This window comes from Streptomyces sp. NBC_00028 (assembly GCF_045041065.1).
In the GTDB taxonomy this organism is placed as follows: Bacteria; Actinomycetota; Actinomycetes; order Streptomycetales; family Streptomycetaceae; genus Streptomyces.
In genome coordinates, this window is record NZ_CP108293.1 from 467894 (window position 1) to 492384 (window position 24491).

General features: G+C 69.3%; 16 protein-coding genes. 5 read left to right on the top strand and 11 right to left on the bottom strand.

Going from position 1 to position 24491, the window contains the following annotated elements; all coding sequences use genetic code 11:
• Positions 1–309: 309 nt before the first annotated feature.
• From OG885_RS02200 to OG885_RS02240, 9 genes are all read right to left on the bottom strand, one after another.
• Entirely contained in the window at positions 310–1320 is a 1011-nt protein-coding gene (locus tag OG885_RS02200) for a LacI family DNA-binding transcriptional regulator (RefSeq protein WP_399960073.1), read from the bottom strand.
• 115 nt (positions 1321–1435) lie between these two features.
• Positions 1436–3469, bottom strand: coding sequence for a glycosyl hydrolase family 28-related protein (locus OG885_RS02205; RefSeq protein ID WP_405725048.1), 2034 nt, complete (start codon positions 3467–3469; stop codon positions 1436–1438).
• Between the two features lie 196 nt (positions 3470–3665).
• Positions 3666–5282: a glycoside hydrolase family 13 protein gene (locus tag OG885_RS02210; RefSeq protein ID WP_405725051.1), complete on the bottom strand. Its 1617-nt coding sequence runs from the start codon at positions 5280–5282 to the stop codon at positions 3666–3668.
• Between the two features lie 124 nt (positions 5283–5406).
• Positions 5407–6282: a carbohydrate ABC transporter permease gene (locus OG885_RS02215; protein WP_405725054.1), complete on the bottom strand. Its 876-nt coding sequence runs from the start codon at positions 6280–6282 to the stop codon at positions 5407–5409.
• A gap of 17 nt (positions 6283–6299) precedes the next feature.
• Positions 6300–7259, bottom strand: coding sequence for a carbohydrate ABC transporter permease (locus tag OG885_RS02220; RefSeq protein WP_405725057.1), 960 nt, complete (start codon positions 7257–7259; stop codon positions 6300–6302).
• Positions 7260–7387: 128 nt separating this feature from the next.
• Positions 7388–8800 (bottom strand): ABC transporter substrate-binding protein, encoded by a 1413-nt coding sequence (locus OG885_RS02225; RefSeq protein ID WP_405725060.1) that lies wholly within the window; start codon positions 8798–8800, stop codon positions 7388–7390.
• A gap of 455 nt (positions 8801–9255) precedes the next feature.
• Positions 9256–10107: an SCO6745 family protein gene (locus tag OG885_RS02230; RefSeq protein WP_405725063.1), complete on the bottom strand. Its 852-nt coding sequence runs from the start codon at positions 10105–10107 to the stop codon at positions 9256–9258.
• A gap of 175 nt (positions 10108–10282) precedes the next feature.
• Positions 10283–11032, bottom strand: coding sequence for a dienelactone hydrolase family protein (locus OG885_RS02235; RefSeq protein WP_405725066.1), 750 nt, complete (start codon positions 11030–11032; stop codon positions 10283–10285).
• 664 nt (positions 11033–11696) lie between these two features.
• On the bottom strand, positions 11697–14234 hold the full coding sequence (locus OG885_RS02240; protein WP_405725069.1) for a discoidin domain-containing protein: 2538 nt from the start codon (positions 14232–14234) through the stop codon (positions 11697–11699).
• 327 nt (positions 14235–14561) lie between these two features.
• On the opposite strand from OG885_RS02240, the gene OG885_RS02245 reads away from it, so the two are divergent.
• The 3 genes from OG885_RS02245 (at position 14562) to OG885_RS02255 (ending at position 18556) form a co-directional block, all read left to right on the top strand.
• On the top strand, positions 14562–15656 hold the full coding sequence (locus OG885_RS02245) for a DUF1996 domain-containing protein (RefSeq protein WP_405725072.1): 1095 nt from the start codon (positions 14562–14564) through the stop codon (positions 15654–15656).
• 12 nt (positions 15657–15668) lie between these two features.
• Complete coding sequence (locus OG885_RS02250) at positions 15669–17429, top strand: discoidin domain-containing protein (RefSeq protein ID WP_405725075.1); 1761 nt, start codon at positions 15669–15671, stop codon at positions 17427–17429.
• An 86-nt stretch (positions 17430–17515) separates the two neighbouring features.
• Positions 17516–18556 carry a LacI family DNA-binding transcriptional regulator gene (locus OG885_RS02255; protein ID WP_405725078.1) on the top strand — a complete coding sequence of 347 codons (1041 nt, stop codon included), beginning with the start codon at positions 17516–17518 and terminating at the stop codon, positions 18554–18556.
• Positions 18557–18561: 5 nt separating this feature from the next.
• On the opposite strand, the gene OG885_RS02260 is transcribed toward OG885_RS02255, so the two are convergent.
• Together OG885_RS02260 and OG885_RS02265 are read right to left on the bottom strand one after the other, a co-directional pair.
• The gene (locus OG885_RS02260; RefSeq protein WP_405725081.1) at positions 18562–18897 is read right to left on the bottom strand and encodes a hypothetical protein; all 336 of its coding nucleotides are present in this window, start codon (positions 18895–18897) and stop codon (positions 18562–18564) included.
• Positions 18898–18968: 71 nt separating this feature from the next.
• The gene (locus tag OG885_RS02265; protein ID WP_405725083.1) at positions 18969–19820 is read right to left on the bottom strand and encodes an MBL fold metallo-hydrolase; all 852 of its coding nucleotides are present in this window, start codon (positions 19818–19820) and stop codon (positions 18969–18971) included.
• Positions 19821–20043: 223 nt separating this feature from the next.
• Here OG885_RS02265 and OG885_RS02270 point away from each other — a divergent pair, with 223 nt between their 5' ends.
• Together OG885_RS02270 and OG885_RS02275 are read left to right on the top strand one after the other, a co-directional pair.
• Entirely contained in the window at positions 20044–20604 is a 561-nt protein-coding gene (locus OG885_RS02270; RefSeq protein ID WP_405742545.1) for a hypothetical protein, read from the top strand.
• Between the two features lie 126 nt (positions 20605–20730).
• Positions 20731–24489 carry a CHAT domain-containing protein gene (locus tag OG885_RS02275; RefSeq protein ID WP_405725085.1) on the top strand — a complete coding sequence of 1253 codons (3759 nt, stop codon included), beginning with the start codon at positions 20731–20733 and terminating at the stop codon, positions 24487–24489.
• Positions 24490–24491: the final 2 nt, after the last annotated feature.

Below are 24491 nucleotides of genomic sequence, written 5' to 3' on the forward strand. Positions count from 1 at the left end.
GGCCCCGCCGCCACCGCCCGGACCGGGCCCGCGGGCGCGGCGGGGCCGGGGAGTGGGGGGTGACGGGGTCGCGCGCCGAGATCCCAGCACGACTTCATTGAGGGATGGCGCCGTTGAGTCGATTTATTGAGTAGTTATGTGACTCACTTGCAACGCTGAGGTGACAGGTTTCTCCAAAATGAAGCCCGTGTCAACGTCTCCGTCAGGTTCACGACAGGGAACTGTTGGAGAAACGACAACGGCACCGGTGTCGTGGCCGCCGGGGAGGCGGTGACACCGGTGCCGTGTGGCGAACGCGGGATCAGACGGTCATGCGGTGGGCGGCTGCGCGGTGGAACCGCGCACCACCAGCTCCGGCTCGAAGAGCAGCTCGCCCGGGTGCGCCGCGCTCCCCTGGATCTGGGCGCACAGCAGGTCCACCGCCGCACGCCCCATGGCCTCGATGGGCTGGCGCACGGTGGTCAGCGGCGGTTCCGTGCAGGTCATGAAGGCGGAGTCGTCAAAACCGACGACCGACACCTCACCGGGCACGGCCAGGCCCCGCCGGCGCGCGGCCCGGATGGCGCCCAGGGCGAGCGGGTCGCTGGCGCAGACGATGCCGGTCACCCCCGCCTCCAGCAGCCGGGCGGTCGCCGCCTGACCGCCCTCCAGGGAAAAGATCGACCGCTGGACCAGGGCGTCGTCCCACACCGTGCCCACCGCGTCGGCGGCGAGTCGGGCGGCCGCCAGCTTGCGGCGCGAGGGCATGTGGTCCTCGGGCCCCAGGACCAGGCCGATCCTCTCGTGCCCCAAGGACGCCAGATGCCGCCAGGCCTGCTCGACCGCGACCGCGTCGTCGCACGCCACGCACGGGAAGTCCAGCCCGTCGATGGAGGCGTTGACCAGCACCACGGGGATCTTCCGCTCCGCGAGCTGGTGGTAGTGCTCGTGCGGGGCGTCGGCCTGCGCGAACAGGCCGCCGGCGAAGATGACACCGGAGACCTGCTGTTGCAGCAGCAGCTCTACGTAGTCCGCCTCGGACACGCCGCCCCGGGTCTGCGTGCACAGCACGGGCGTCAGCCCCTGCTGGGCAAGTGCACCACCGATGACCTCGGCGAACGCCGGGAAGATCGGGTTCTGCAGTTCGGGGAGCACGAGGCCGACGAGTCGGGCCCGCTCACCGCGCAGCTGGGTCGGCCGCTCGTAGCCGAGCACGTCCAGAGCGGTCAGGACCGACTGACGGGTCGCCTCGGACACCCCGGGCTTTCCGTTGAGGACACGACTGACCGTCGCCTCGCTGACCCCAACCTTCTTCGCCACCTGAGCAAGTCGTCGTGTCATGAACGCAAGCCTAGCGCAAAATACGCAAGCCAATTGCAGAGGATTCCGATTTTCCGTCGTCTGCGCGACGCTCCACTCGCCCCTTTCAGGGCTTGCGCACGGAGCGCGCCGGACGTCACCAGGGTGCGGGCGCCGGAGGCTCCACCACCGGGGGCCGGTCCTCACAGGTGAGGGTGTTCGGCAGCATCCATCCGGCGAGCCAGCCCCCGTCGTTGCCGCCGAGGTCGGTCAGCGCGAACTCAGAGCCGCCGACCGGGAAGTTGAAGGAGCCGCAGTTGTTCACCCCGACCGCGCCGACATTGCGGGCGTCCACGTTCTCGAAGGTGGCGGAGCCTTTCGTACGGGCGCTGAGCACGGAGTTGCCGGTGCCGTCGACGCGGATGTCCTTGAAGTGAACGGACGGGATGTCGTAGAGGTCCTTCACTCCGTACTCGCTCACGAGCATGATCGCGTTGTGAGTGCTGTCGAGGTAGTGATCGCCCGTGACCCGGATGTCGGCGTCGATGGAACCGTCGAGGGCGTAGAGCCACAGGGCGCCCAGCCCGATGCGCCAGTTGAGGTCGAGGGTGCCGGCGCGGGCCGTGGTGTTGTCGGTGAGGTGCAGGAACCCGCCGAACGGGGTGGCGCCGAAGCGTGCGCCCGCGTGCAGTGCGCTGCCTTCGCGCACCGGGTCCGCGACGAGGTTGCCGCTGACGGTGTTGTCGCGACCGCCGTAGATCGCGATGCCGTTGGCGAGCGTCGGGGACTGCACCGTGTTGCGGGAGAAGGTGTTGCCGGAGTCGCCCGTCTTCTCCGACCACATCGCCAGGCCGTCATCACCGGTATTACGGACGAAGTTGTTGTGCACGAGCGAACTGGTCACGCCCGTATGGAAGTTGAGGCCATCGGCGATCTGGTCGACGATGACGTTGTCGCGCACGCGCAGGTTCTCCATGGGGCCGTCGAACCACAAACCGGCCTTCGTGTGGTGCAGATACAGACCGCTGATGGTGGAGTCGCTCATGGCGCCGCCGATCGCGTTGACCTGATCGGTGTCGACGCGGTCACGGACATCGCCTTCGACGGCGAAGCCGGACAGGTGCACGTCGCGGCTGCCGCCGTCCGCGGCACTCCTGCCGTACAGACCGACGCCGGTGTGGCGGGAACCGTCGGGCGCGGGAGCGTCCAGGGTGACCTGGCGGCCCTTCAGAACCGTGTGCCAGCTGCCCGCCCCGGTGATCGTGACGTCGTCGACCTCGATGTGCCGGTCGACCTGGAAGGTGCCTGGTGGAAGGTAGACGGGCCGGTCGACGCGGCGGGCGAAGGCGATGGCCCGCTCGATCGCGGGCGCGGCATCCCGCCGGCCGGTGGGGTCCGCGCCGAATCTGCGGACGTCCACTCCCCCACGAACGGCCTTCGGCGGCGCGACCAGCTGGGAATCGAGCAGATCCACCACGGTCCAGGGCGCGCGGCTGCCTGCGGGCACCGTCAACCGGACGCGGTCGCCCGCCCGGTAGGTGCGGTTCAGGAGCAGGCGCTGCTCGTCGTAGAAGTGCGTGGGCCTGAACGGCTTGTCGATCTCCGGGGTGGGCGTGGTCGCCGAGGGCACGCACGAGCACTCGGTGATCCACCAGTCGGGGTGCAGCAGGTCGGCGCGGGGGTCGTTGGTGAACGGGTACTGGTTGTAGAGCCAGGAGTACTGCGACGTGAGCGTCATGGTCGCGCGGTGTCGGCCGGCGAGGCGTACGTCGAGGGGCGCGGTGATGCCGCCGCCTTCCGGCGCGTCGGGAATGCTGTAGCGCACGGTCAGGGCATTGGCGGCGCGCGGCAGGACGAACTCGACGTACTGACCGGGCGTCAGCCGGACCGCCTTCCGTCCGGACGCCTCCGAAGCCAGGGTGTACGGGGTGCGATCGGGACCGATGACCGTGCCGTCCGTGGTGACGTTCTCGGCTTCCTGCTCGTCGAAGTCCACGTCCGCGCCGCGCCCGGCGACCAGTGCGGGATCCAGTCCGGCGCGGGTGACGACCGGACGGCTGCCGGATGCGTCGGGGGTGCGGGCGGGCGCCGCGGCGGCGATGCCGTCGGCCGCCAAGCCGAGAGAGAGCAGCGCACAGAACAAGGTGGTGGCTCTCGCGCCGGTGCGTGCGCGGACACGTCTGGAAGACATCGGGGGCTCGCTTCTGTCGGAGGGAAGGGCGCGGCACGTCGAGCGGTGAGCGGGTGAGGCAGGTGCAGTGATCGCGGACATGGACCTGCGCGGGGCGGCGCGGGCGGGTGGAACCTGCGCGCCCGGCCGACCTGCTCCGGACGGCGGGGCACGCAGAGAACGATGGACGGGGCGCACGGAGCGCCGTGCGTCTGCGTCAGGCGCCGTCGGCAGCCCTCAGCCACACCGCCGTGTCCGCCGGCAGCGTCCCGTCGGTCCCGAGCGGTCCGCTGGCCAACAGGAGTTCACGGTGCGGGGGAAGCCCGGCCGGCGCGGCGGACAGATTGACGACGCAGATCACTCCCCCCGGGCGCGCGAAGGCCAACACTCCTTCCTCGGCAGGCAGCCAGCGCATGGGCCCGTCGCCGAGACCCGGCTCGGCGCGGCGGATGCGCAGCGCCTGCCGGTAGAGCGCGAGCATCGAGGCGGCGTCGACGCTCTGGCGGTCCACGGCGTAGTGCGCCCAGTCCTCGGGCTGCGGCAGCCAGGGCTCGGCCCCCGCGCCGAACCCGTAGGCCGCGGTATCCGCCTCCCAGGGCAACGGCACCCGACAGCCGTCGCGACCGGGGTCGATGCCGCCGGAGCGGAAGTGCATCGGGTCCTGGATCCGGTCGAGCGGGATGTCCGCCTCGGGCAGGCCCAGTTCCTCGCCCTGATAGAGGTAGACCGACCCGGGCAGCGCCAGGGTCAGCAGCGCGGCGGCCCGGGCGCGGCGGGTGCCCAGGGCGAGATCGGTGGGAGTGCCGAAACGCTTGGTGGCGAAGTCGAAACCGGTGTCGTCACGGCCGTAGCGGGTCACGGTGCGGGTGACGTCGTGGTTGCACAGCACCCAGGTGGCGGGCGCGCCGACCGGGGCGTGCTCGGCGAGGGTGTCGTCGATCGTGCGGCGCAGCCGGCCGGGCTCCCAGGGGCAGGACAGGAAGTTGAAGTTGAACGCGGTGTGCAGTTCGTCGGGGCGCAGGTAGCGCGCGAAGCGTTCGGCGTCGGGCAGCCACACCTCGCCGACGAACACCCCGCCGTACTCGTCGGCGATGGCACGCCAGGACCGGTATACGTCGTGCAGCTCGTCCTGGTCGATGTACGGGTGGGGGTCGACGCCCTCCTCGAAGTCGGCGAGCGCGGGGTCCTTGGCGAGCAGTGCGGCGGAGTCGATGCGGACGCCGGCGACGCCGCGCTCGAACCAGAAGCGCAGCACGTCCTCGTGCTCCTGGCGGACCTCGGGGTGGGCCCAGTTGAGGTCGGGCTGTTCGGGGGTGAAGAGGTGCAGGTACCACTCGCCGTCCGGGACCCGGGTCCAGGTCGGTCCGGAGAACTGGGAGGGCCAGTTGTTCGGGGGCAGTTCACCGTTCTCGCCCCGTCCGGGACGGAAGTGGAACCGCTCCCGCTCCGCGCTGCCGGGCCCGGCGGCCAACGCCTGCTGGAACCAGACGTGCTGGTCGGAGACATGGTTGGGGACGATGTCGACGATGACGCGGATGTCGAGCGCGGCGGCCTCGGCGATCAGTTTCTCGGCTTCGGCGAGGGTGCCGAAGGCGGGACCGATGGTGCGGTAGTCGGCGACGTCGTAGCCGCCGTCGACGAGGGGTGAGGCGTACCACGGGGTGAACCAGACGGCGTCGACACCGAGTTCGGCGAGGTAGGGCAGTCTCGCCCGGACGCCCGCGAGGTCACCGGTGCCGTCGCCGTCGCCGTCGGCGAAGCTGCGGGGGTACACCTGGTAGATGACGGCGTCGCGCCACCAGTCGGCGGTGCGGGGCGCGTGAGGGGCTGCCACAGAGCGTTCCTTTCGGGCAGGAAGAAGGTCGGGCAGGAAGAAGGTCCTCGCCGCCGCCCCGGTTGCTGCGGGGCGGATGGACAGGGCGGCGGCGAAGCTCATTGGGGGTTCGGTGCGGTGGGCGTCAGCCCTTGAGGCCTCCCGCGGTCAGGCCGCTCATGATGTTGCGCTGGAAGATCAGGAAGATGAGCAGGGTCGGTATCGAGGCGATGGTCAGCGCCGCGATCAGCACGTTGACGGGCACGCCGTTGGACAGCGAGTAGATGCCGACGTTGAGAGTCTGTTTGGCGGGGTCGGGCAGCGTGAGCATCGGCCACAGGAAGTCCTTCCAGACTCCGACGACCGCGAAGATCGAGACCACGCCGAGGATGGGCCTGGAGATCGGCAGCACGATGGAGCGCAGGGTCCGCATCGGGCCTGCCCCGTCCATGGAGGCGGCGTCCAGGAGTTCCTGCGGGATGGAGTCGAAGAAGCGCTTGAGCAGGAAGATGTTGAACGCGTTGGTGACCGACGGCAGCCAGATCGCCCAGGGCGAGTTGAGCAGGTTGCGCTCCACGATCGGCACGTCCAGAACGGTCAGGTACTGGGGTACGACGAGGACGGTCGCCGGGATCATCAGCGTGGCGAGCATCATGCCCAGGATCGCCTTGCCCAGCACGGGACGGAGCTTGGACAGTGAGTACGCGGCCGCGACGTCCAGGACGAGCTGGAAGGCGAGGGCGCCGAACGCGTAGTAGAGGGTGTTGAACAGCAGCGTGGACAGGTCCATGACGTCCCAGGCCCGGCTGTAGTTCTCCGGTGTGAAGCTGTGCGGTGCCAGGGTGGGCGGGGTCTGGATCACCTCCTGGGTGTCCTTGAAGCCGCTGGAGACCAGCCAGTAGAGCGGCCCGAGGAACACGAGGCTGAATCCGCCGACGACCAGTGCGAAGACGGTCCAGTACACCGCCTTGCCCTTGCGTTTGGCGAGCACGGCCGGCGCGATGAGTGTGCGTGTGGACATGGTGGACTCCCCCTGGCCTACTTGTCCTCGGCGCGGCTGAGCTTGACGTACAGCGCCGAGAATCCGGCGAGCAGTACGAGGAGCATCAGACCGAGCGCCGCCGCGGCACCGTAGTTGTTGAAGTTGAAGGCGTACTGGTAGATGAGGTAGACGACGGTGGTCGTGGACCCCTCGGGGCCGGCGCCGCCGGTCAGGAGGAAGGGTTCGACGAAGACCTGCATCGTCGCGATGATCTGCATGAGCAGCATCAGCGACAGGATGAGACGGGTCTGCGGGATGGTCACGTGCCAGATCTTGCGGAACAGGCCCGCGCCGTCGAGTTCCGCCGCCTCGTACAGCTCGCCGGGCACTGACTGGAGTGCGGCGAGGTAGATCAGGGTGGCGCCGCCCATGTTCATCCAGGTCGCGGCGATGACGACGGACAGCATGGACAGGTCGGGGTCCTGGAGCCACTGCTGTTCGGGCAGGTGCAGGAAGCCGAACAGCTCGTTGAGGAGCCCGTATCCGGGGTCGTACAGGTACTTGAAGAGCAGGACCGAGGCGACGGGAGGCAGCATCACGGGCAGGTACACGAGCAGCCGCAGATAGCCCTGGCCGTGCCGGAACTCGTTGATGACCACCGCGACGACGAACGGCACGGCGAAACCGAGGACCAGTGCCAGGACGGTGAACAGCAGCGTGTTGCGCCAGGCCTGCCAGAACGCCGGGTCGTTGAAGACGGTTTCGAGGTTGTCGAAGCCGACCCAGGTCGTCTGTCCGCTCTCGGTCTTCTGGAAGGCGAGGAAGAACTCCCGGATCATCGGATACCAGGAGAACACCAGGAAACAGAGGACGGCTCCGATGAGGAAGCCGTGGGCCGTCAGATTGCGTCTGAGGCTTCTGGCGAAGGAACCGCCGGGGGCCGCGGGGCCCGCGGGGCGCGGCTCGGGAGGGCGGGGTGGTCCCGCCTTGCTCGGGGTCAGGCTCGGGGCCGACATCGTCGCTCCTCGGTACTCAACTGCCGTTGCTGCGGCCGTATCTGATGCCGTCGCAGCGGTCGATGCTGCTGCTGCCGTTGCTGCTGCCGGGCGGGGCCGCCGCGGTCGGGCCGCCCCGCCCCGGCCGGTCACTGGTTGGCCAGGACCTGGTTGACCTGCGACTCGGCGGTGGACAGGAGCTTGTCGATGTCGGCGTTCTTGTTGGTGAGGATGCCGGACATCACGTTGTCGAGGACCTTGTAGATCTCCTGGGCCTTCGGCGGCTCCGCCTTGCCCGGGACCGGGTTGTCCATGAACGCCTTGAAGTTGGCGACCGGCATGGTGGCGTTGGCCTGGCGGGCCGCGTCGTCCTTGGTCTTGGACTCGTTCAGCCAGAAGTTGGGCTGCGGGACCCCGACGGGAAGCTTGTCGGCCTTGGTGCGTTCCCAGTTGAACTGGCCCTTGCCGACGCTGAGGTTCTTGAAGTTGAGCCAGGCGATCGCGGCCTTGATCTTGTCGCCTGAAATGCCCTTCTTGATCATGTAGTTGTTGCCGCCGGCGAGGGTGCTCTGGCCCCCGGGGATCGGCCCCATGCCGAAGTTCTCGTACTGGGCGCCCAGTTGCTGGACCATGTACGCGATGTCGTCGGGCGCGGCGAGGAACATACCGAGCTTGTCGGTGGCGATCTGCTTCTGCAGGTCTCCCCACTTCAGCAGCTGGGTCTTGCCCATGCTGTCGTCCTCCCAGCGCATGGCGTGGAGGTTCTCGGCGACCTGCTTGCCGATGTCGTTGTTGAAGGCGGCCTTCTTGCCACTCGCGTCGACGATCTCGCCGCCGCGGCTGTACGTCTGCGCGGTGAAGTGCCAGCCGCCGGTGTTGCCGGCGCTGTACTCGCCGAAACCGGCGATGCCGTCGCCGAGGTCGGCGATCTTCTTGGCCGCGGCGCGGACCTCGTCCCAGGTGCGCGGCGGGGTGTCGGGGTCGAGGCCGGCCTGCTTGAAGAGCTTGCGGTTGATCAGCAGGCCCATCGTGTAGTTGCTCGTGGGCAGGCCGTAGAGCTTGCCGTCCTGCTTGAGCTGCCCGAGCACGTTGGGGTCGATGTCCTTGAGCAGCGGCACCGTCCTGTCGTTGACGTACGCGCTGATGTCGGCGGCGCCGCCCTCGGAGAGGACCTGGTCCAGGTCGGTGAAGTAGGTGTAGAAGACGTCCGGTTGCGACTTGGCCTTGAGCATCGCCGTGAACCGCGCCGGCTCCAGGCACTGGCCAGGGGTGGAGCGCCCCTCGATGGTGACGTTCGGGTACGTCTTGTTGAACTCGGCGACGTCCTCCTTCCACTCCTTGAGCTCGGCCGCCTTCGCCGTCGGGGGCATGCAGTCGATGGTGAGGGTCACCTTCGTCCTGGGGTCCAGCGGGGCGGACGGGTCGCTCGATCCGCTCCCCTCGGAGTTGTCCCCGTTGTCACTGCTGCTGGTGCCGCAGGCGGCCAGGGCGGTCAGTGTCAGAGCGGAGACGAGAGCGACCGCGCTGGCGCGGCGCGTACGACGGAACCGGGCAACTCTCATGGGTGGGTCCCCTTCGGGCATGACGTGGAGGAGGCCCCACCTTCGGTACTGGTGCGTTGTGGGGCGGGCCACACTCAACCACCACCGACAAGTGAACGCAAGATTGCGCGTCAAACTCGTAATTGCTCGACAATCGAGCGTCGTCTGGTCGGCAACGATGCAAGAGGGGTCCGGCGACCACCCTCGCCGGAACCACCGAGAGAGCAGCCCGGGCACCACGCCACGACCTGCACCCTGGTGCGTACCCGACGAACCGCCGGTAGCGACGGCAAACCGGAATCGGTGCCGCCGAGCGGCGGTCACACCCACCCGCGCCTGCAAGCTCCGGCGCTTAGGACGCAAAGGCTTGATAAGCGCGAAGGCCAGGCGCTGCGGTTGCCGCGCCTGGCCGTCCTCATGCCGACTTGGAGTGTTGGCGAACTCTGTTCATGCGGAGCTGCGATTCCTGCGGCGTGTCACTGTGAGCCTGTCGCCACCAGCCTCGCGGTGATGGGTTGGAGCTCGGTCATCAGTTCGTCGAGTTCGACGGGGGTCAGCGCGTCGTAGGGCGGGGCGGCCAGTTCGTCGGTCAGGGTTTCGATGCGTTGTTTGGTCTCGCGGCCCGCGTCGGTGAAGTGGCCGTCGGCGTCGATGAGTCCGCGTTCGCGCAAACGATCCATGACGGCGTCCAGACGCTTTCTCGGCAGGTGATGGATGCGTCCGAACGACTCCGCGGGGTGAATGCCCATGTCCAGCGCCGACAGCACATGGGCCTGCGTACCGCCGATGCGTGCCCCGACCAGAGCGGCGATGTGCCCGTCACCGCGGTGCTCGCGCAGCATCGTCGCAGAGTGCCACAGCCGGGCCACAGGGTCGCTCGGCACCGCGAGGGTGCGCATCCCGGCGTACATCACCCTGCCCTCCGTGGGCGCGCTCCTCGCGGCCTTGGTGATCAGGTCGGCGGCGCGCACCAGCCCCGCGGAATCGGCCAGCTCATCACCGAGGATCCGCCGTAGAGAAGCCACGCTCCCCCGCTCCCGTGCGGCGAGGGACGCCTCGGGCGGGATCGTCTCCCAGGCGCTGGGGATGTGCCGTGCCGCTTCCCCCTCGGCGAAGCTGTAGAAGGCGGCGTGCACCACCTCGGCCGGCACCCGCCCCAGCGGCGCCGCGCGGCTGGCGAAATAGCCGTCCCAGTAGGTGCGGTGGCCGAGCGCGGCCATTTCCTCATTGCACTCGTCCGCGAGGTAGGTGACCAGGCAGATCGGTTCCAGGAGCTCATACATGCGACGGGCGATGTGGGTCGTCGAATCCACGCGCGTCCTACCCATCAGGCTCTCCCCTTTGCTAGGTGTGCCGACTTGGACCGTCCCGCACGCCCAAACTCATCGGCAACCGAGATCCCTCCTCCCGCGCTCGAACACGGTTCCGCCACAGCCCCCGCCGCAATATGCGGCTACAACGACAGCATCGACGGCTGGGCTCGGTGGGCCCATCCCCGGAGCCTCAGCCGTTGGCCAGGATGCGATCGAGGAGGGCCAGCAGACGGTCCCAGTGGCGCTGCAGTCCGGCGGGGTCGAAGGCGTCGGTATCGGACATGGTGAAGCCGTGCACGGTGCCGGGGTAAATCTCGGAGGTGTAGTCGAGTCCTGCGGCTTGCAGGGCATGGTTGAGTTCGCCGAGAGCCTCGGGCGTCAAGTCGCCTTCCGCGTGGCCGAGATGGACCTGGCCGGTGATCTTGGAGAGCAGGCGGTGCAGGCCGTCGGGTCCGTCTGCCACCACGGGGCAGTGGAACCCGGCGACAGCGGCCACCTGGCCGGGGTGGGCAGCGGCCGTACGCAGCGCCAGGAGGCCGCCGATGCAGTAGCCGGTCACCGCGACCGGACCGGCGCCTACCTCGGGCTGTGCGGTGAGGAACCTGAGGTAGGCGTCTGCGTCACCCGGGACACGTTCGTCGGCCAGGTGCGCCTCGATCAAGGGCATCAGCTGGGCGAAGACCGCGGGCCGGGCGTCTTCGCCGATGTGCTCGGGAAGTTCGATCACCGGTGCGGGGCCGTGCCGGTAGAAGTAGTTGGGGACCAGCACGTAGTACCCGTGCCGGGCCAGTTCGCGGGCCATCTCCCGCACTACGGGCCGAATGCCGAAGCCGTCCGCGTACATCAGGACCCCTGGGTACCGCGCCCCGTAGTCGGGGAAGGCGACCAACGCGTCGGCCTGGCCGTCCGCGGTGGCAATGTGCAGCGTCTTGGTGGGCATGAACTCTCCTGTCGTGATTGACGTGTCGTGCGTGCTCTGGTCATCACGACAGGAGGCGGAGCCCGCGCAGCAGCGCAGGCCCGTTGGGCGCTCAGAGGAGCACCGGGTCACCAATCCGTGTGTGGCGCAATGCCGTCCCGGTATTCATGCTGCGCAGCGTAGCCCAGCGAACGCCGACCCCACAGGTGGTGCGTTCGTGCGCTGCTCTGGGTAGGAAGACCGGGTCGGTCCGGACGGCACATCTGAGGGAACTGGCATGACGGGGCACGTGTTCATCAGCTGCAGCCGGAAGGGCAGGTCCTACGTCGCCGACTCAAGTCCCGTCTCCACCAGGAGGGCATTTCGGGTTGGTCTATCTGCCTCTCTGCTGGGCCCGCAGACGTCGGTTCACCAAGGCGGGCTCATGGGTGGCGGACGTGGCCATGAGTGGGGAAAGCGATCCGTGGCTTCTGGCTCCGACGCCCGCCGCGGTGCTGCTGTGCTGGTTCGCCGTCGCGGCCCGGGCGGCGCAGGCCTTCCGCGACCGTCCACGCTGAGGCCCGTTGCCTGTCCCCCTTGATGGTTGCCACCAGGCCGTACCGCGAGACCGCGTCCGCCGGGACCCGTGGCTCGCGGGTCCCGGCGGGTGGTCAGGGGCGGCGCGGGGCGGCGCCCGTCGCGTCGGTCACGGGAACGACGTCAGCTTCGAGGGCACGGTGTCCGTCCCCGAGGTAGGTGCGCCGGTGTTGTTGACGACGTGGGCGTACTGGCCCTTGCCGCCGAGCGAGATCACCAGCACGTCGTGCAGCTTCACTCCGGCGTTGACCGGGACCTGGAAGCCGTGTGTCTGGACGATGGTCGGATCGGAGGTGTAGTTGCAGTAGCTGCCGAGTCCCCACGCCTCGTGCTGGGTCACGGAGTCGGCGACCTTGTAGGCGGCGTAGCCGACGATGCCGTCGTGGGTGATGGCGGCGGCGTTCGGGGCGTCGTAGGCCTTCTCGTTCTGGAAGAAGATCGTGCGGCCGCGTTCGCCGTTCCACAGGACGTCGTACTTGTTGAAGTGCTCCACGAACAGGCCCGTGGCCAGGACGTCGTCGCCGTTGACGCGCAGGCCGTAGTCGGCGCGGTTGGTGTCCCAGCCGACGCCGGTGCCGTGGTCGGCGCGCCACAGCCAGGTGTGGTCGATGACGACGTCGTCGCTGTTGACGACGACGGAGTTGGTGGCGAGGCCGGCTCCGGCTCCGCCGATGCGGACGAACACGTCCTGGACGGTGGTCGGGTCGGCGGAGTGGTCGGCGCCGGCGCCGGGCTGCCCGATCTGGAGGAGGGTGTCGGAGTTGACGGGGCCCGCGTCGATGAGGAAGCCGGCGAGTCGCACGCCGTCGACGTCGGCCACGTGCATGGCGTCGATGCCGTTGTCCGGTACGAGGGTGGCCAGGCCGAGTCCGAGGACGACGGTGTCGGCGCGGGTGACGTTGATGGTCTGGTCGAGGTGGTAGACGCCGGGTGTGAACAGGAGGTTGAGGCCCTGGGCGAGTGCCTGGTTGATGGTGGCGGCGGTGGCGCCGGGCTTGACGACGTAGAACTGGTCGAGCGCGAGGGAGGTCCCGGCGTTCGCCGGCCAGGAGACGCCGCGGGCGTTGGTGCGCTTGGCGGGCACGAACACCTTGTAGGTGCTGCCGTCGAGGTAGAGGAAGGGCTTCTCGCGGGAGACGGGCGTGGTGTCGAGGGTGGTGTACGGGCCCGAGTCGAAGTTGGTCGCCGGGGCGCCCTGCACACCGGTGAAGGTCATGTTCCACACGCCGTTGGTCCAGCCGCCGACGGAGCTGTCGCGGGTGTACCACTGCTGCTGGGAGTAGGGGCCCACGGTGCCGTCGATCTTGGAGTCGGCAATGTAGCCGCCGGAGGCCCAACCGTAGCCGTTCGGGGCCAGGTTGAGGCCGCCCTTGACGTGGATACGGCGGAAGGGGGCGGCCTGGGCGACGGCCCAGCGGTCGGTGCCGTTGGACGGTGTGATGGCGAGGTTCTCCGCCGAGCGCCAGAAGTTCTGGGTGGCGTTGCCGTTGAACCAGCCCGCGTCGACGGTGATGTCACCGTTGATCTGGGTGTCGTCGGGGTTGAGGCCGAGTCCGGAGATCGAGGTGTAGAAGCCGAGTTGGGCGTTGATGCCGTTGTAGGTGCCGGGCTTGAGCAGGAACTGGTAGCGGCCGTTGCCGAACTGGCTGGACTCCTGCTGGGCGAAGACGTCGTCGAACTTCTGCTGGAGACCCGGGGTGTTGGGGTCGACGACGATGACGTTCGGCCCGAGGTCGCCGCCGCCCTGGACCGGGGGAACGCCGCCGGTGGTGGTGTGGACGGCGACCTCCCACAGGGAATAGCCGTACCCCGTGGCGCGGACGGTGCCGTTGACGCGGAGGTAGCGGCCGGAGCCGGTGACGTCGTAGGAGGCCGTGCCGCCGCTCGCGCCGGTGACGCTCTTGAGGGTGCTCCAGTTCTGGCCGTCGGAGGAGGCCTGGATCTGGAACTCCTTGGCGTAGGCGGCCTCCCAGCTCAGGTCGATCTTGCAGAGGTCCTTGACCGAGCCGAGGTCGACCCGCACCCACTGCGGGTCGGATGCCTGGCTGGACCAGCGGGTGCCGGTGTCGCCGTCGAAGGCGGCGGAGGCGGGGGTGCCGGCGTTCTCCGTGGAGGAGGCCGAGGCGGGCCTGCCCTTCGCGGCGTTCGCCGTGTCGCAGGAGGACGTGCCGGTGCCTGAGGTGCCGAAGACCTGGAACTCCCAGAGGGAGTAGCCCCATGGGGTGGCGCGGTGGATGCCGTACATCCTGACGTAGCGGCCCTGCCCGGAGACGTCGAGGCTGTCGGTGCCTCCGTCGCCGCCGGTGACGGAGGTCAGGTCGGTCCAGGTGCTGCCGTCGGCGGAGGCCTGGATCTTGTAGTCCTTGCCGTAGGCCGCCTCCCAGGTGAGGACGACCTTCGAGAGCGTGGCGGTGGTGCCCAGGTCGACCTGGAGCCACTGGGTGTCGGTGGCGGCCGACGACCAGCGGGTGGCGGTGTTGCCGTCGACGGCGCCGGCTGCCGGGGTGCCGGCGTTCTCGTCGGAGGAGGAGGTCGCCGTCTTGCCTTGTGACAGCGGGAGTTCGGCCGCGCCGGCCGAGTGGGCGGCGGGGAGGGCGAGCAGCGCTGCCAGGGCGGCGAGCACGACGCCCATGGATCTGAGTCTCATGGAGGTCCCTGCGGGTGTGGTGGGGAAGGGAACACGGGGAGTTGCCGACGTGCAGGCGGATCGACACGCCAAGGGCTGCACCCCGACGCTTAGTTCACGTCTTGATTTAACTGATGAGTCGCAACTCCCGGCAAGCCTTCGGAAGTTGAAATCTTTCCGGGTCCGCTTCTGCCGGATCCCTTGACACCTTGATGACATGCCCTCAACACTCCTCGGCGGGAGAGCGCTCTCCCACAGCCGATCCGGCGCTCCCTGACGTCGAACCGCGCCACAGTGCCCGGCACCCGGCACTCGCTCCGGACCCCCACAGCACAGGAGGAGATCTCCATGTCATCGAGATCGAAAGGCCTGTCAGCCACGCTGATCACCGGCGCGCTCCTGCTGACCACACTCGGACTGAGCGGCGTCGCCGTCAGCTCCGGCCCGCCCACACCGCACAGCTCGGCCGCCCGGACGTTCGCGGCCACGCACTCCGGGCACGCGATGGCCGCGTCCGTCGCCAACTCACCCGAGGACCCGGACGGCGACGGCTACATTCCCGCGAACCCGCCGGTCACCGGCGTGACACCGTCCACGCAGAACCCGCCCCACCGCTACTTCCACGAGTTCCAGGCCAACTGCTCGGTCACCCACACCCGCCCCGACGACCCCATCGTCTACCCGCAGCAGCCCGGCACCTCCCACGACCACACGTTCATGGGCAACACCACCACCGACGCCTACAGCACCACGACCTCACTGGAGACCGGCGCCACCACCTGCAAGGCACCCGGCGACCGGTCCGGCTACTGGATGCCCACCCTCTACAACGGCGACCGGCAGATCCTCCCGGTGGGACCGCAGGTCATCTACTACAAGGCGGGCGTCACCGACTACACCAGCGTGCGCCCCTTCCCCAAGGGCCTGCGGTTCGTCGTCGGCAGCCCGATGCAGAGCGCCGACGAGTTCCGCCACCACCCCGGCTTCGTCGAAGGCTGGGAGTGCGGCGACAGTTTCTTCAACACCGAGTTCCCGGCGACATGCCCCGACCGCGCCGACGTCCAGCTCAACATCCGCTTCCAGGCGCCCAGTTGCTGGGACGGCAGGTACCTCGACACCCCCGACCACAAGAGCCACATGGCCTACCCCGTGGTCAAGCCCGGCACGAACGACAACATCTGCCCGGCCGACCACCCGGTCGCCCTGCCCATGATCGAGTTCAAGATGGCCTTCCCGGTCAACGGCGACATGTCCAAGGTGCGCCTGGCCAGCGGAGCGGGCCACACCTTCCACTACGACTTCTTCAACGCCTGGGACTCCCCCACGCTCAAGGCGCTGGTCGACCACTGCCTCGTCGGCGGGCTGCAGTGCGACGCACGCGGCTACGACCAGACCCACCCGGAAGCAGGCGCGGCACTCGACGTGCACTACCAACTCCCCTGAGGAGCACCAGCGATGACCCCACGACCCCGCACCCGCTCCAGAACCCGCCGCACCGCGGCACCCCTCACCGCCGGCGCCCTGGCCGCCGGCTTCCTCGTCGCACTTCCCGCCGCCCAGGCACACGCCGCCGGCAGCGTCGTCAAGGTCACCGGCAACCAGGGCTCCTGGCAGCTGACGGTGGACGGACGACCGTACCTGATGAAAGGACTGACCTGGGGCCCGAGCGTCGCGGACGCCGAGAAGTACATGCCGGACCTGCGGTCCCTGGGCGTCAACACGATCCGCACCTGGGGCACCGACGCCTCCAGCAAAGTCCTGTTCGACTCCGCGGCCGCCCACGGCATCAAGGTCGTCGCCGGTTTCTGGCTCCAGCCCGGCGGCGGCCCCGGCAGCGGCGGCTGCGTCGACTACGTGACCGACACCGCGTACAAGAACCACATGCTCGACGAGTTCCCCCAGTGGGTCCAGACGTACAAGGACAACCCCGGCGTGCTCATGTGGGACGTCGGCAACGAGTCCGTCCTCGGCCTCCAGAACTGCTACAGCGGCGCCGAGTTGGAGAGGCAGCGCGACGCCTACACCACCCTCGTCAACGACATCACCAAGAGGATCCACGCCGTCGACCCGGACCACCCCGTCACCTCCACCGACGCCTGGGTGGGGGCGTGGCCGTACTACAAGAAGAACGCGCCGGATCTCGACCTGTACGCCGTGAACTCCTACAACGCGGTCTGCGACATCAAGTCCGCCTGGGAGCAGGGGGGTTACACCAAGCCCTACATCGTCACCGAGACGGGTCCGGCCGGTGAGTGGGAGGTTCCCGACGACGCCAACGGCGTCCCGCTCGAACCCTCCGACCGGGCCAAGGCCGACGGCTACACCCGCGCCTGGGGCTGCGTCACGGGACACCAGGGCGTCGCGCTCGGTGCCACGATGTTCCACTACGGCACCGAGTACGACTTCGGCGGCATCTGGTTCAACCTGCTGCCCGCGGGCGAGAAACGTCTGTCGTACTACGCGGTGAAGAGGGCCTACGGCGGTGACACCACGCACGACAACACCCCGCCCGTCATCTCCGACCTGGCCGTGGAGGGCGACGCGGGCAAGGTGGCGGCCGGGCACGACCTTGTGTTGTCGGTGAGGGCCACCGACCCCGACGGCGACCCGCTCTCCTACGAGGTCCTCGACAACAGCATGTACGTCGACCAGAGCAAGAACCTGGCCTCGCTGCCCTTCACCGACCTCGGCGGCGGCCGGCTGAAGGTGACCGCACCCGACCGCCCGGGCGTGTGGAAGATGTACGTCAAAGTGACCGACGGGCGTGGCAACGTCGGCGTGGAGACCCGCTCGATCCGCGTCGTCCCACCCGTGCCGCCGGGCACCAACCTGGCCCAGGGCAGACCGGCCACCGCCTCGTCGTTCCAGGCGAGTTACGGCGACTGCCCCTGCCCCGCCGCCAACGCGGTCGACGCGAACCCCGCCACCCGCTGGGCCGGCGACTGGAGCGACCCCCAGTGGCTCCAGGTCGACCTCGGCACCCGCACCACGTTCCGGCACGTCCAGCTGTACTGGGAGGCGTCGTACGCGAAGGCGTACACCATCCAGACCTCCGACGACGGCCAGAACTGGCGGCCCGTGCACACCGTGTCCGACGGCAACGGCGGCATCGACGACTTCGACGTCACCGCGACGGGACGGTACGTCCGGGTCAACGGCACGGCGCGGGGCACCGGTTGGGGCTATTCGCTGTACGAGTTCGGCGTCTACGCCTGACGGTCGCCCTGTCGACTCGCGCCCCCGTCGGCCTGTCGCCGGAGAGCGCTCTACTGCTTGATCGGCCGGTCCGTTAGGGTGCCTGCATGCGCAGACGGGCCCCGACGTTGGAGGACGTCGCCCGGGAGGCCGGTGTCTCCCGGGCCACCGTGTCCCGGGTCGTCAACGGCACCCGCAACGTCGATCCGCAGATACAGGACCTGGTCCGCCGCGCCATCGACCGAACGGGATACGCCCCCAACCGGGCCGCCCGTTCCCTGGTGACCCGGCGGACCGAGACCGTGGCCCTGGTGGTGTCCGGCGCGGGAGACACCACGGACGCCGCCCAGAACGCCTTCGCCGCCCGTGTGTTCGCCGACCCCTTCTTCGGACGGGTGGTCGCAGGGGTCGTCGGCCATCTGCGCCCCCGCTCCCTGCACCCCGTGCTGATGTTCGCCGAGTCCGCCGAGGCCCGTCAGGAAGTGCTGACTTACCTGCGGCAGGGGCGTGCCGACGGCGCCCTGGTGGTCTCCACCCACGCCGACGACCCGTTGCCCGCCCTCCTCGCCGACGCCCGGCTCCCCGCGGTGCTCTTCGCCCGGCCCTCACGTCCGGTTCCGCTCAGCTACGTCGACCTGGCGCACCGGGACGGAGCACGCCTGGCCGCCGAGCACCTCCTCGCACGCGGCTGCCGCCGACTCGCCACGATCAGCGGCCCCTTGGACGTCGCCGCGAGCCAGGAGCGACTGGCCGGCTTCCGCGACACCCTCGCCCGGCACGGCCGCCCCTACGTCCCCGTCGCCGAGGGCGGCTTCACCCTCGACAGCGGCATCGCGGCCATGTCCGACCTGCTGGCCCGCCACCCCGACACGGACGGGGTGTTCGCGGCCAACGACCTCATGGCGCAGGGCGCGTGCCAGGTGCTGCGCGAACGTGGGCGCCGGGTTCCGCAGGACGTGGCAGTCGTCGGCTTCGACGACTCCAGCGTCGCCGTCACCTGCCGGCCCCAACTGACCACCGTCCGCCAGCCGGTCGAGGAGATGGCCGCTCAGATGGCCCGGCTGCTCGACGACCACGTCCACGGCCTACGGACCGAGGCGACCTCGGTCGTCTTCGAACCGGAACTCGTGGTGCGCGAGTCGGCGTGAGGATGTCATTCCTTCTGGATCGGTACGGTGATGTGCCTGTTACGGATCACCACTCGCTCCGCTTCGTCACTGATGAGGAAATCGTCTTTCACCGGCGTCGCCGTGATGACCTGCGGAACACTTCCGTCCGGTGCGTGTTCAACCAGGTTGAGATGAAGTTCTTCAGGAACCGGAACAATCGGTGGGGCCGCGAGCTCCAAGGTCAGTTCGAAGCCTTCGGTGTTGCACGCGCACGTACCCTCCACCGTGACCCAGCGCTCCCCCTTGCTGTTTCGATACGCCGTGGCGGTGAAGTCCCGAGCACCAGCGTCGCAGGCGTAATCGTTCGAAGACTCAGACATGCTGACTCCCATCGTCTAGTCAACCTCGCCCTTCACATGCGGCGGCGTGAGGAAACGCCCCAGGGCCACGGTCACGTTCCCGAGGGCCGCGGCTGTTCCCGTGGTACCGAACTCTCGGCAACCGCCATCCACTGGTCCAGGTCGGCCTGGGTGAACTCCGTCCACGGAGGGATCTCCGGGAGCCGGCGGAGGAAGTCGTAGGCCTCGGAAATCTTGGCGCCTTGGAGGACCGGGCAGTGACAACCAGCGACGGCCTCGGCGTTCAGGTGTTGGAAGTCGTCCACGACCCTGCCGAACTTCTCGCCGTCCAGCAGCGCCACCCACGGTGAGACCAGCCGTCCGCCGAAGAACTGGCCGTCGCGGAACTCGTCCCCGGACAGCGCCGCTATGTCTGGCATCGGGGTGGGTACGTTCGTGGCGAAAGTGTCGACGGACCACAGGACGCTGGTCCTCGAATCGAACAGGGCGCGCGTCGTGGGGTTGTCGTAGAGGGGCGGTCGTTTGGCGACCAGCGTGCGGTCGCCCACGTCTATCGTGTCGCCGTCGGTCATGAAGCGGCACCGGTTGACGGGGGTCTCCCACTCCTCGGCCATGCGGCCGATGGAGAACCACGTTGTCAGCAGCGTCGCGTTCGGGCATTCGGCCAGAACCGCCAGGAGGTTGCCGGCGTGGTCGCGGTCGTCGTGAGTGAGGAAGATCCACCGCACGTCCAGAGGATCCACGACGGACCAAGCCGCCTCCAACCACTGGGAACGCACCGCTGGCGCCCCGGTGTCCACGAGAACTGGCTCGGCTCCCCGGATCACCATCGAGTTCATAGGAAAGTGGCCGACCGGCGGGGCCTCAAGAGCCCACGGGATGACAAAGGTCTCCTCGGCGATCTTGTACGGCTGTAGAAGATCGAACGTTTCCATGGCCTGCATCGCTGCTCTCCCTAGAACGGAGTCGGCGCAGCGTCCTTACATCCAGTGCAGCCCCATAGCGGGGCACCGTCAAACGCAGAACCCAGCTTTCGCCCGACCCCACTGGCATTCCAGGGTCGCCTTCGGGTGCCGGCCGATCATCCCGCTGACACGGCCTCCACCCCCGTGGCAGGGTCGGCGGTGATCGATCCGGCAGAGGGAAGGGGCTTTCGTGGAAGCACGGATGTGGGACGCGCTGGTCGGCGTGGCGAAGGAGACGTACACCGCCTCGCTGGGCGAGGGCACGGTTCCGCGCCCGCTCATCATGCCGCTGGTGCGCGGCGAATTGGTCGGGATGATCTGGGCCCGCCCGCTCAAGGCCGGTCAGGACGCGCTCACCGGGATCGCGGAACTCGCGAACATCGCCGCGGCGGCCGGCGCGGACGAGGTGGTCCTGGTCTGGGAGACCCACGACGTCGCCACCGCCTGCGAGCTGCCCGTCGTCGGCCCGACGCCCTGTCTGAATCTGGCGCTCGCCACTCGGGAGGGGCACGTCCTGCACCAGTACCCCTACAACGAGGAACTCCTGTCCCGCAGTCCCGAGGGCTGGGCGTCCCTCGCCCCGGACTGGATGCCGGCCCCCGCGCCGCAGCCGGGCGGCGAACTGGTGCCGCCGATCCAGGCCGCGGTGGACTTCTCCTTCATCCCGATCGAGATCGACCATCCCTCGCCGTTCGGCGTCACCGTCGTACTGATGGAAGAGGACGGCTACCGGGTGAGCCTGACGGAAGCGTTCGCCTGTTGACCCGTCGCCCGAGGACTGGACCACCAGGCGATCCGTCCACGCCGCTGGATCGCCTGGCGGGGTCAACCTGTGTCACATCCTGTCAACTGTGCGTTTCGGGTGGGCGGAACGAGCAGACTGGTGTGCGTGGCGGACGTGGATGTGGTCGTGAATCGGATGCTGGCCCGTTTCGATGTGAGCCGCTCGTCGGAGGTGAACCGAGCGCTGGCGTCCGCGACTGAGGACCCGCAGAGTTGGCTGCGGCCGGCCGCAGGGCTGCTGCGCGCTTCGTGGAACGGGGACGGCCTGGGTGCGGCGGCTGCCGCGGTCGCGCTGATGGGGCTGGCGTTGGACACGGCCCCGCATGACCATCCCGGGCGCGCCCGCTGGGCGCTGCATCTGTGGCTGGCGGAACACACCCTCTCCACGCTGTACGGGGACTACCGGCTGTCCCAGGAAGTACGTCACCGTCTCGCCGCGCAGACCCAGAACCGCGCGGCGAACGATCCGGTGGCGGTCGCGGCCACGTACCCGGATCTTCCGCTGCCCCGCCACTTCGAGGCGCCAGCGCCCATCGAACACGACGCCGAACGCCTCGTCGCCGGGTTGCCCCAGGACGATCTCGCTCGGGCCACGCTGCTGGTCCGGCTCGCCCAGGCCGCCTACCAGCGCTACGAGTCCGGGAACACCGCACAGCTCACGGACGCCTGGGAACGGGCGCGTGCCGCGCTCTGCGCCGTGACGCCGGACCACATCGAGGCGGCGGCGGTCGGGCGTATGGCCGCCTATGCCGGCGTCGCCTGGTTCCGCCTGCACCTGCAGGACCATTCGGCGGTCGAGACCGCGGTCCGCGCGGGACGCCTCGCCGTGGACGCCGTGCACCGCACACGGGGCCACGGAGCCCCCTACGACCGGTACGAGGCCGCCACCGCGCACTTCGTCCTGGCGATCGCCCTGATGTCGGCGGCGACCGACCATCCGGACCTGGCGACCGTCGACGAGGCGATCGCCCACCTTGAGGCGTTCCGGACCGACGGGCCTCCGGACGACCGCGGCATGTACAGCGTCAACATGGCGTCCATGCTGAGCGCCCGGGGCTTTCTGGCGTGGTCGCCGGAGGACATGACGCGGTCGGATGAGCTGTGGGCCGCGCTGGAGCGCGAGTTGCCGGCCGGTCATCCGCTGCTTCCGCACATCGCGCTCAAGCGGGAAGGCGCGGCCAAGGTGGTTCGGCTGATGCGCACCTTCCCGTTCAACGTGAGCGGGTTGATCGGCGATCTGAAGCCGTTGTTGGGCGGTGTGCTGACGGAACTGCCTCCGTTGCAGTTGGACGCTCCGCTGACGCCACCCGGTTATGTGTCCCCCGGGTCGGGGGGACAGCCTGGGATGGAGTGGGACTCCGACAGTCAGGGTGTCCCCTTCTCCGCGATGACCTCACCGGTCGCCGAGCCCGTTTGGCCTCCCGGTCCGGACACCGTGCCCGCCCCGGGCCCGCAGCCGGCTCCCGAACCGGTCACCTCGCTGTTCGGGGCAACGCCGCCGCCGCTCGCCGATCTGCCGCCGGACGCGGCGGCCGTCTGGCGCAGCATGGTGGCGGACGACGGCACACCACTGGATCCGCGGCTTCTCGCACTCGCCGAGAAGGAGTTGCGCGACCGGCTCGCGCGACCGGGCCGGGACGACGGACGCGGCTGGATGGCGTCCGTCCTGGTCCATGTCATAGCCATCGGCTCCACCCTCACCAATGACCCGGCGCGGATGGAGCGCGCCGTCAGGTGCGGTGACGAGATGCTGGCGGACCTGCCTCAGGCCGGCCCCCACTACATCGACCTGTTGTGCACGGTGGAGAACTACCGGCACATGTACGGCGTGATGTGCCGGCACAGCGCGACCGTCGAACGCGCCGCGAGCGCCCTGCTCTGGGCCAGGGAGCAGCTGCCGGTGGGCTCGATCGCCTGGCTGGGCGGCTCGATCACCTATGCGCACGCGCTTTCCGACCTGTCCGGGCTGTTGCGCGACCCGGTCAGGTCGGCGGAGGCGGTACGCATCACGCAGGACGCGTTGCGGCGGCTGGAGGCACTGCCGGAGCAGGCGGCCGTCCTCGGCACGGAGTCGTTCCAGGGCCGTCTGCGCCCGGCGTTCGACCAGATCCACCGTGCCGTACTCGCCACCGATGCCTATGTGCGGGCGGACAACGACGCGTTCGACTCGGCCCAGGCGCAGTGGGATCCGGCAGCGGAACAGCTGCTGCCGCCGACCGCGAGGTTCGAGAGCGCCCGCTCGGCACTCCTGCGCGCCGTCGAGGGCCGCGCGTGGGATCAGGCCGCCGACGCCGCCGCCGTCGCACTGGACGTGCTGCCCCTGCTGACGTCCCGCGCACTGGGCCGGGACGATCGCCAGAACGCCCTGCGCACCGCGATGCAGGGCCGCCCCTACCTCATGGCCACCGCTCGCCGGGGTGACGCGGGTCTGCCCGACCAGATCACGGGGACCAGCCTCGGCCGTACCGGATGTGCCGTGGCCATCGCCGCGGGCCGGCCCGAGCAGGCGCTGACGTTGCTGGAACAGGGCCGGGCCGTACTGATGGCTCAGGACCTGGAAGCCCGTACCGACGTCTCGGACCTGGCCGAGGCCTGTCCCGGACTGGCCGCCCGATTCACGGCCCTCAGTGAGCGGATGCTGCGCGCCGAGCGGGCCGGCGCGGGTGAGGAGTCCGCGCGGGTGCGCGAACAGCACACCGTGGCAGAGGAGTGGCGGCTGCTGTTGACGGACATTCGGGCACAGCCCGGGTTCGAGCGGTTCCTGCTGCCGCCGACCGTCCGGCAGTTGCGGGACGAGGCCGCTCAGGGGCCGATCGTCATGATCAACGTCGACCCGCTGCGCTGCGACGCGCTCGTGGTGACAACGGGAGGCGTCAGGCATGTGCCTCTCGATGTGACCGAAGGCAATGTGGCCGACAGGGCGCAGGAGTTCCTGGCCGCGGTCGCCCTGGACAGTGACTCACCGCGCGAGCAGGAGCAGGCGCGCGAGGTCGTCTTCCGCACGCTGGAGTGGCTGTGGGACACCGTGGCCGAACCGGTCCTCGACGCCGCGGGTCTCACCGCGCCCCTCCCCCACGACACACCCCGGCAGACGATCCCCCGGCTGTGGTGGTCCGCCTCCGGCCCCCTGGCCCACCTGCCGCTGCACGCCGCCGGTTATCAACGCAAGGGCCACCTCGCCCAGCGGCGGTCGGTCCTGGACCGGGTCGCCTCCTCCTACACCCCCAGCATCAGGGCGCTGCGCCACGCCCGTCAGGCCGCCGCACCCGCCGGTGCGGGGGGCTCGTACCTGGCCGTGGCTCAGCCGACCGGGGCCGGCGGTGCCCCAGGGGCGTCCGCCAGGGAAGTGGCCTCGGTCGCACGGGTGTTGGCGACACTGCGCATCCTGGACGGCCCCGATGCCACGCCTGCCCGGGTGCTCGCCGAGCTGCCCGCAGCAGCCGTGGTGCACTTCGCCTGCCATGGCGTGAGCGATACGGAGAATCCGGCCGCGAGCCGACTGTCCCTGGCGGGCGGTCCGCTGAGCGTCGCCGAGATCTCCCGGCAGCGACTGCCCCACGCACAGCTCGCGCTGCTCCTCGCCTGTCACACCGCCCGGACCAACCGGCTGCCCGACGAAGCGATCCACCTGGCGTCGGCCTTCCAGGTGGCCGGCTTCCCCCAGGTGATCGGCGCCCTGTGGGAAGCCGCCGACCTGGCATCGGGCAAGCTGACGGAGCAGTTCTACCGCGCCGTCCGCGGTTACGGGTCCGGCATCGACGTACGCCAGTCCAGCCGCGCCCTGCACGTCATCGTGCACGGCCTGCGCACCCGCTACGCCAAGTCCCCCGCCGTCTGGGCGCCCTACATGCACACGGGATGCTGAGC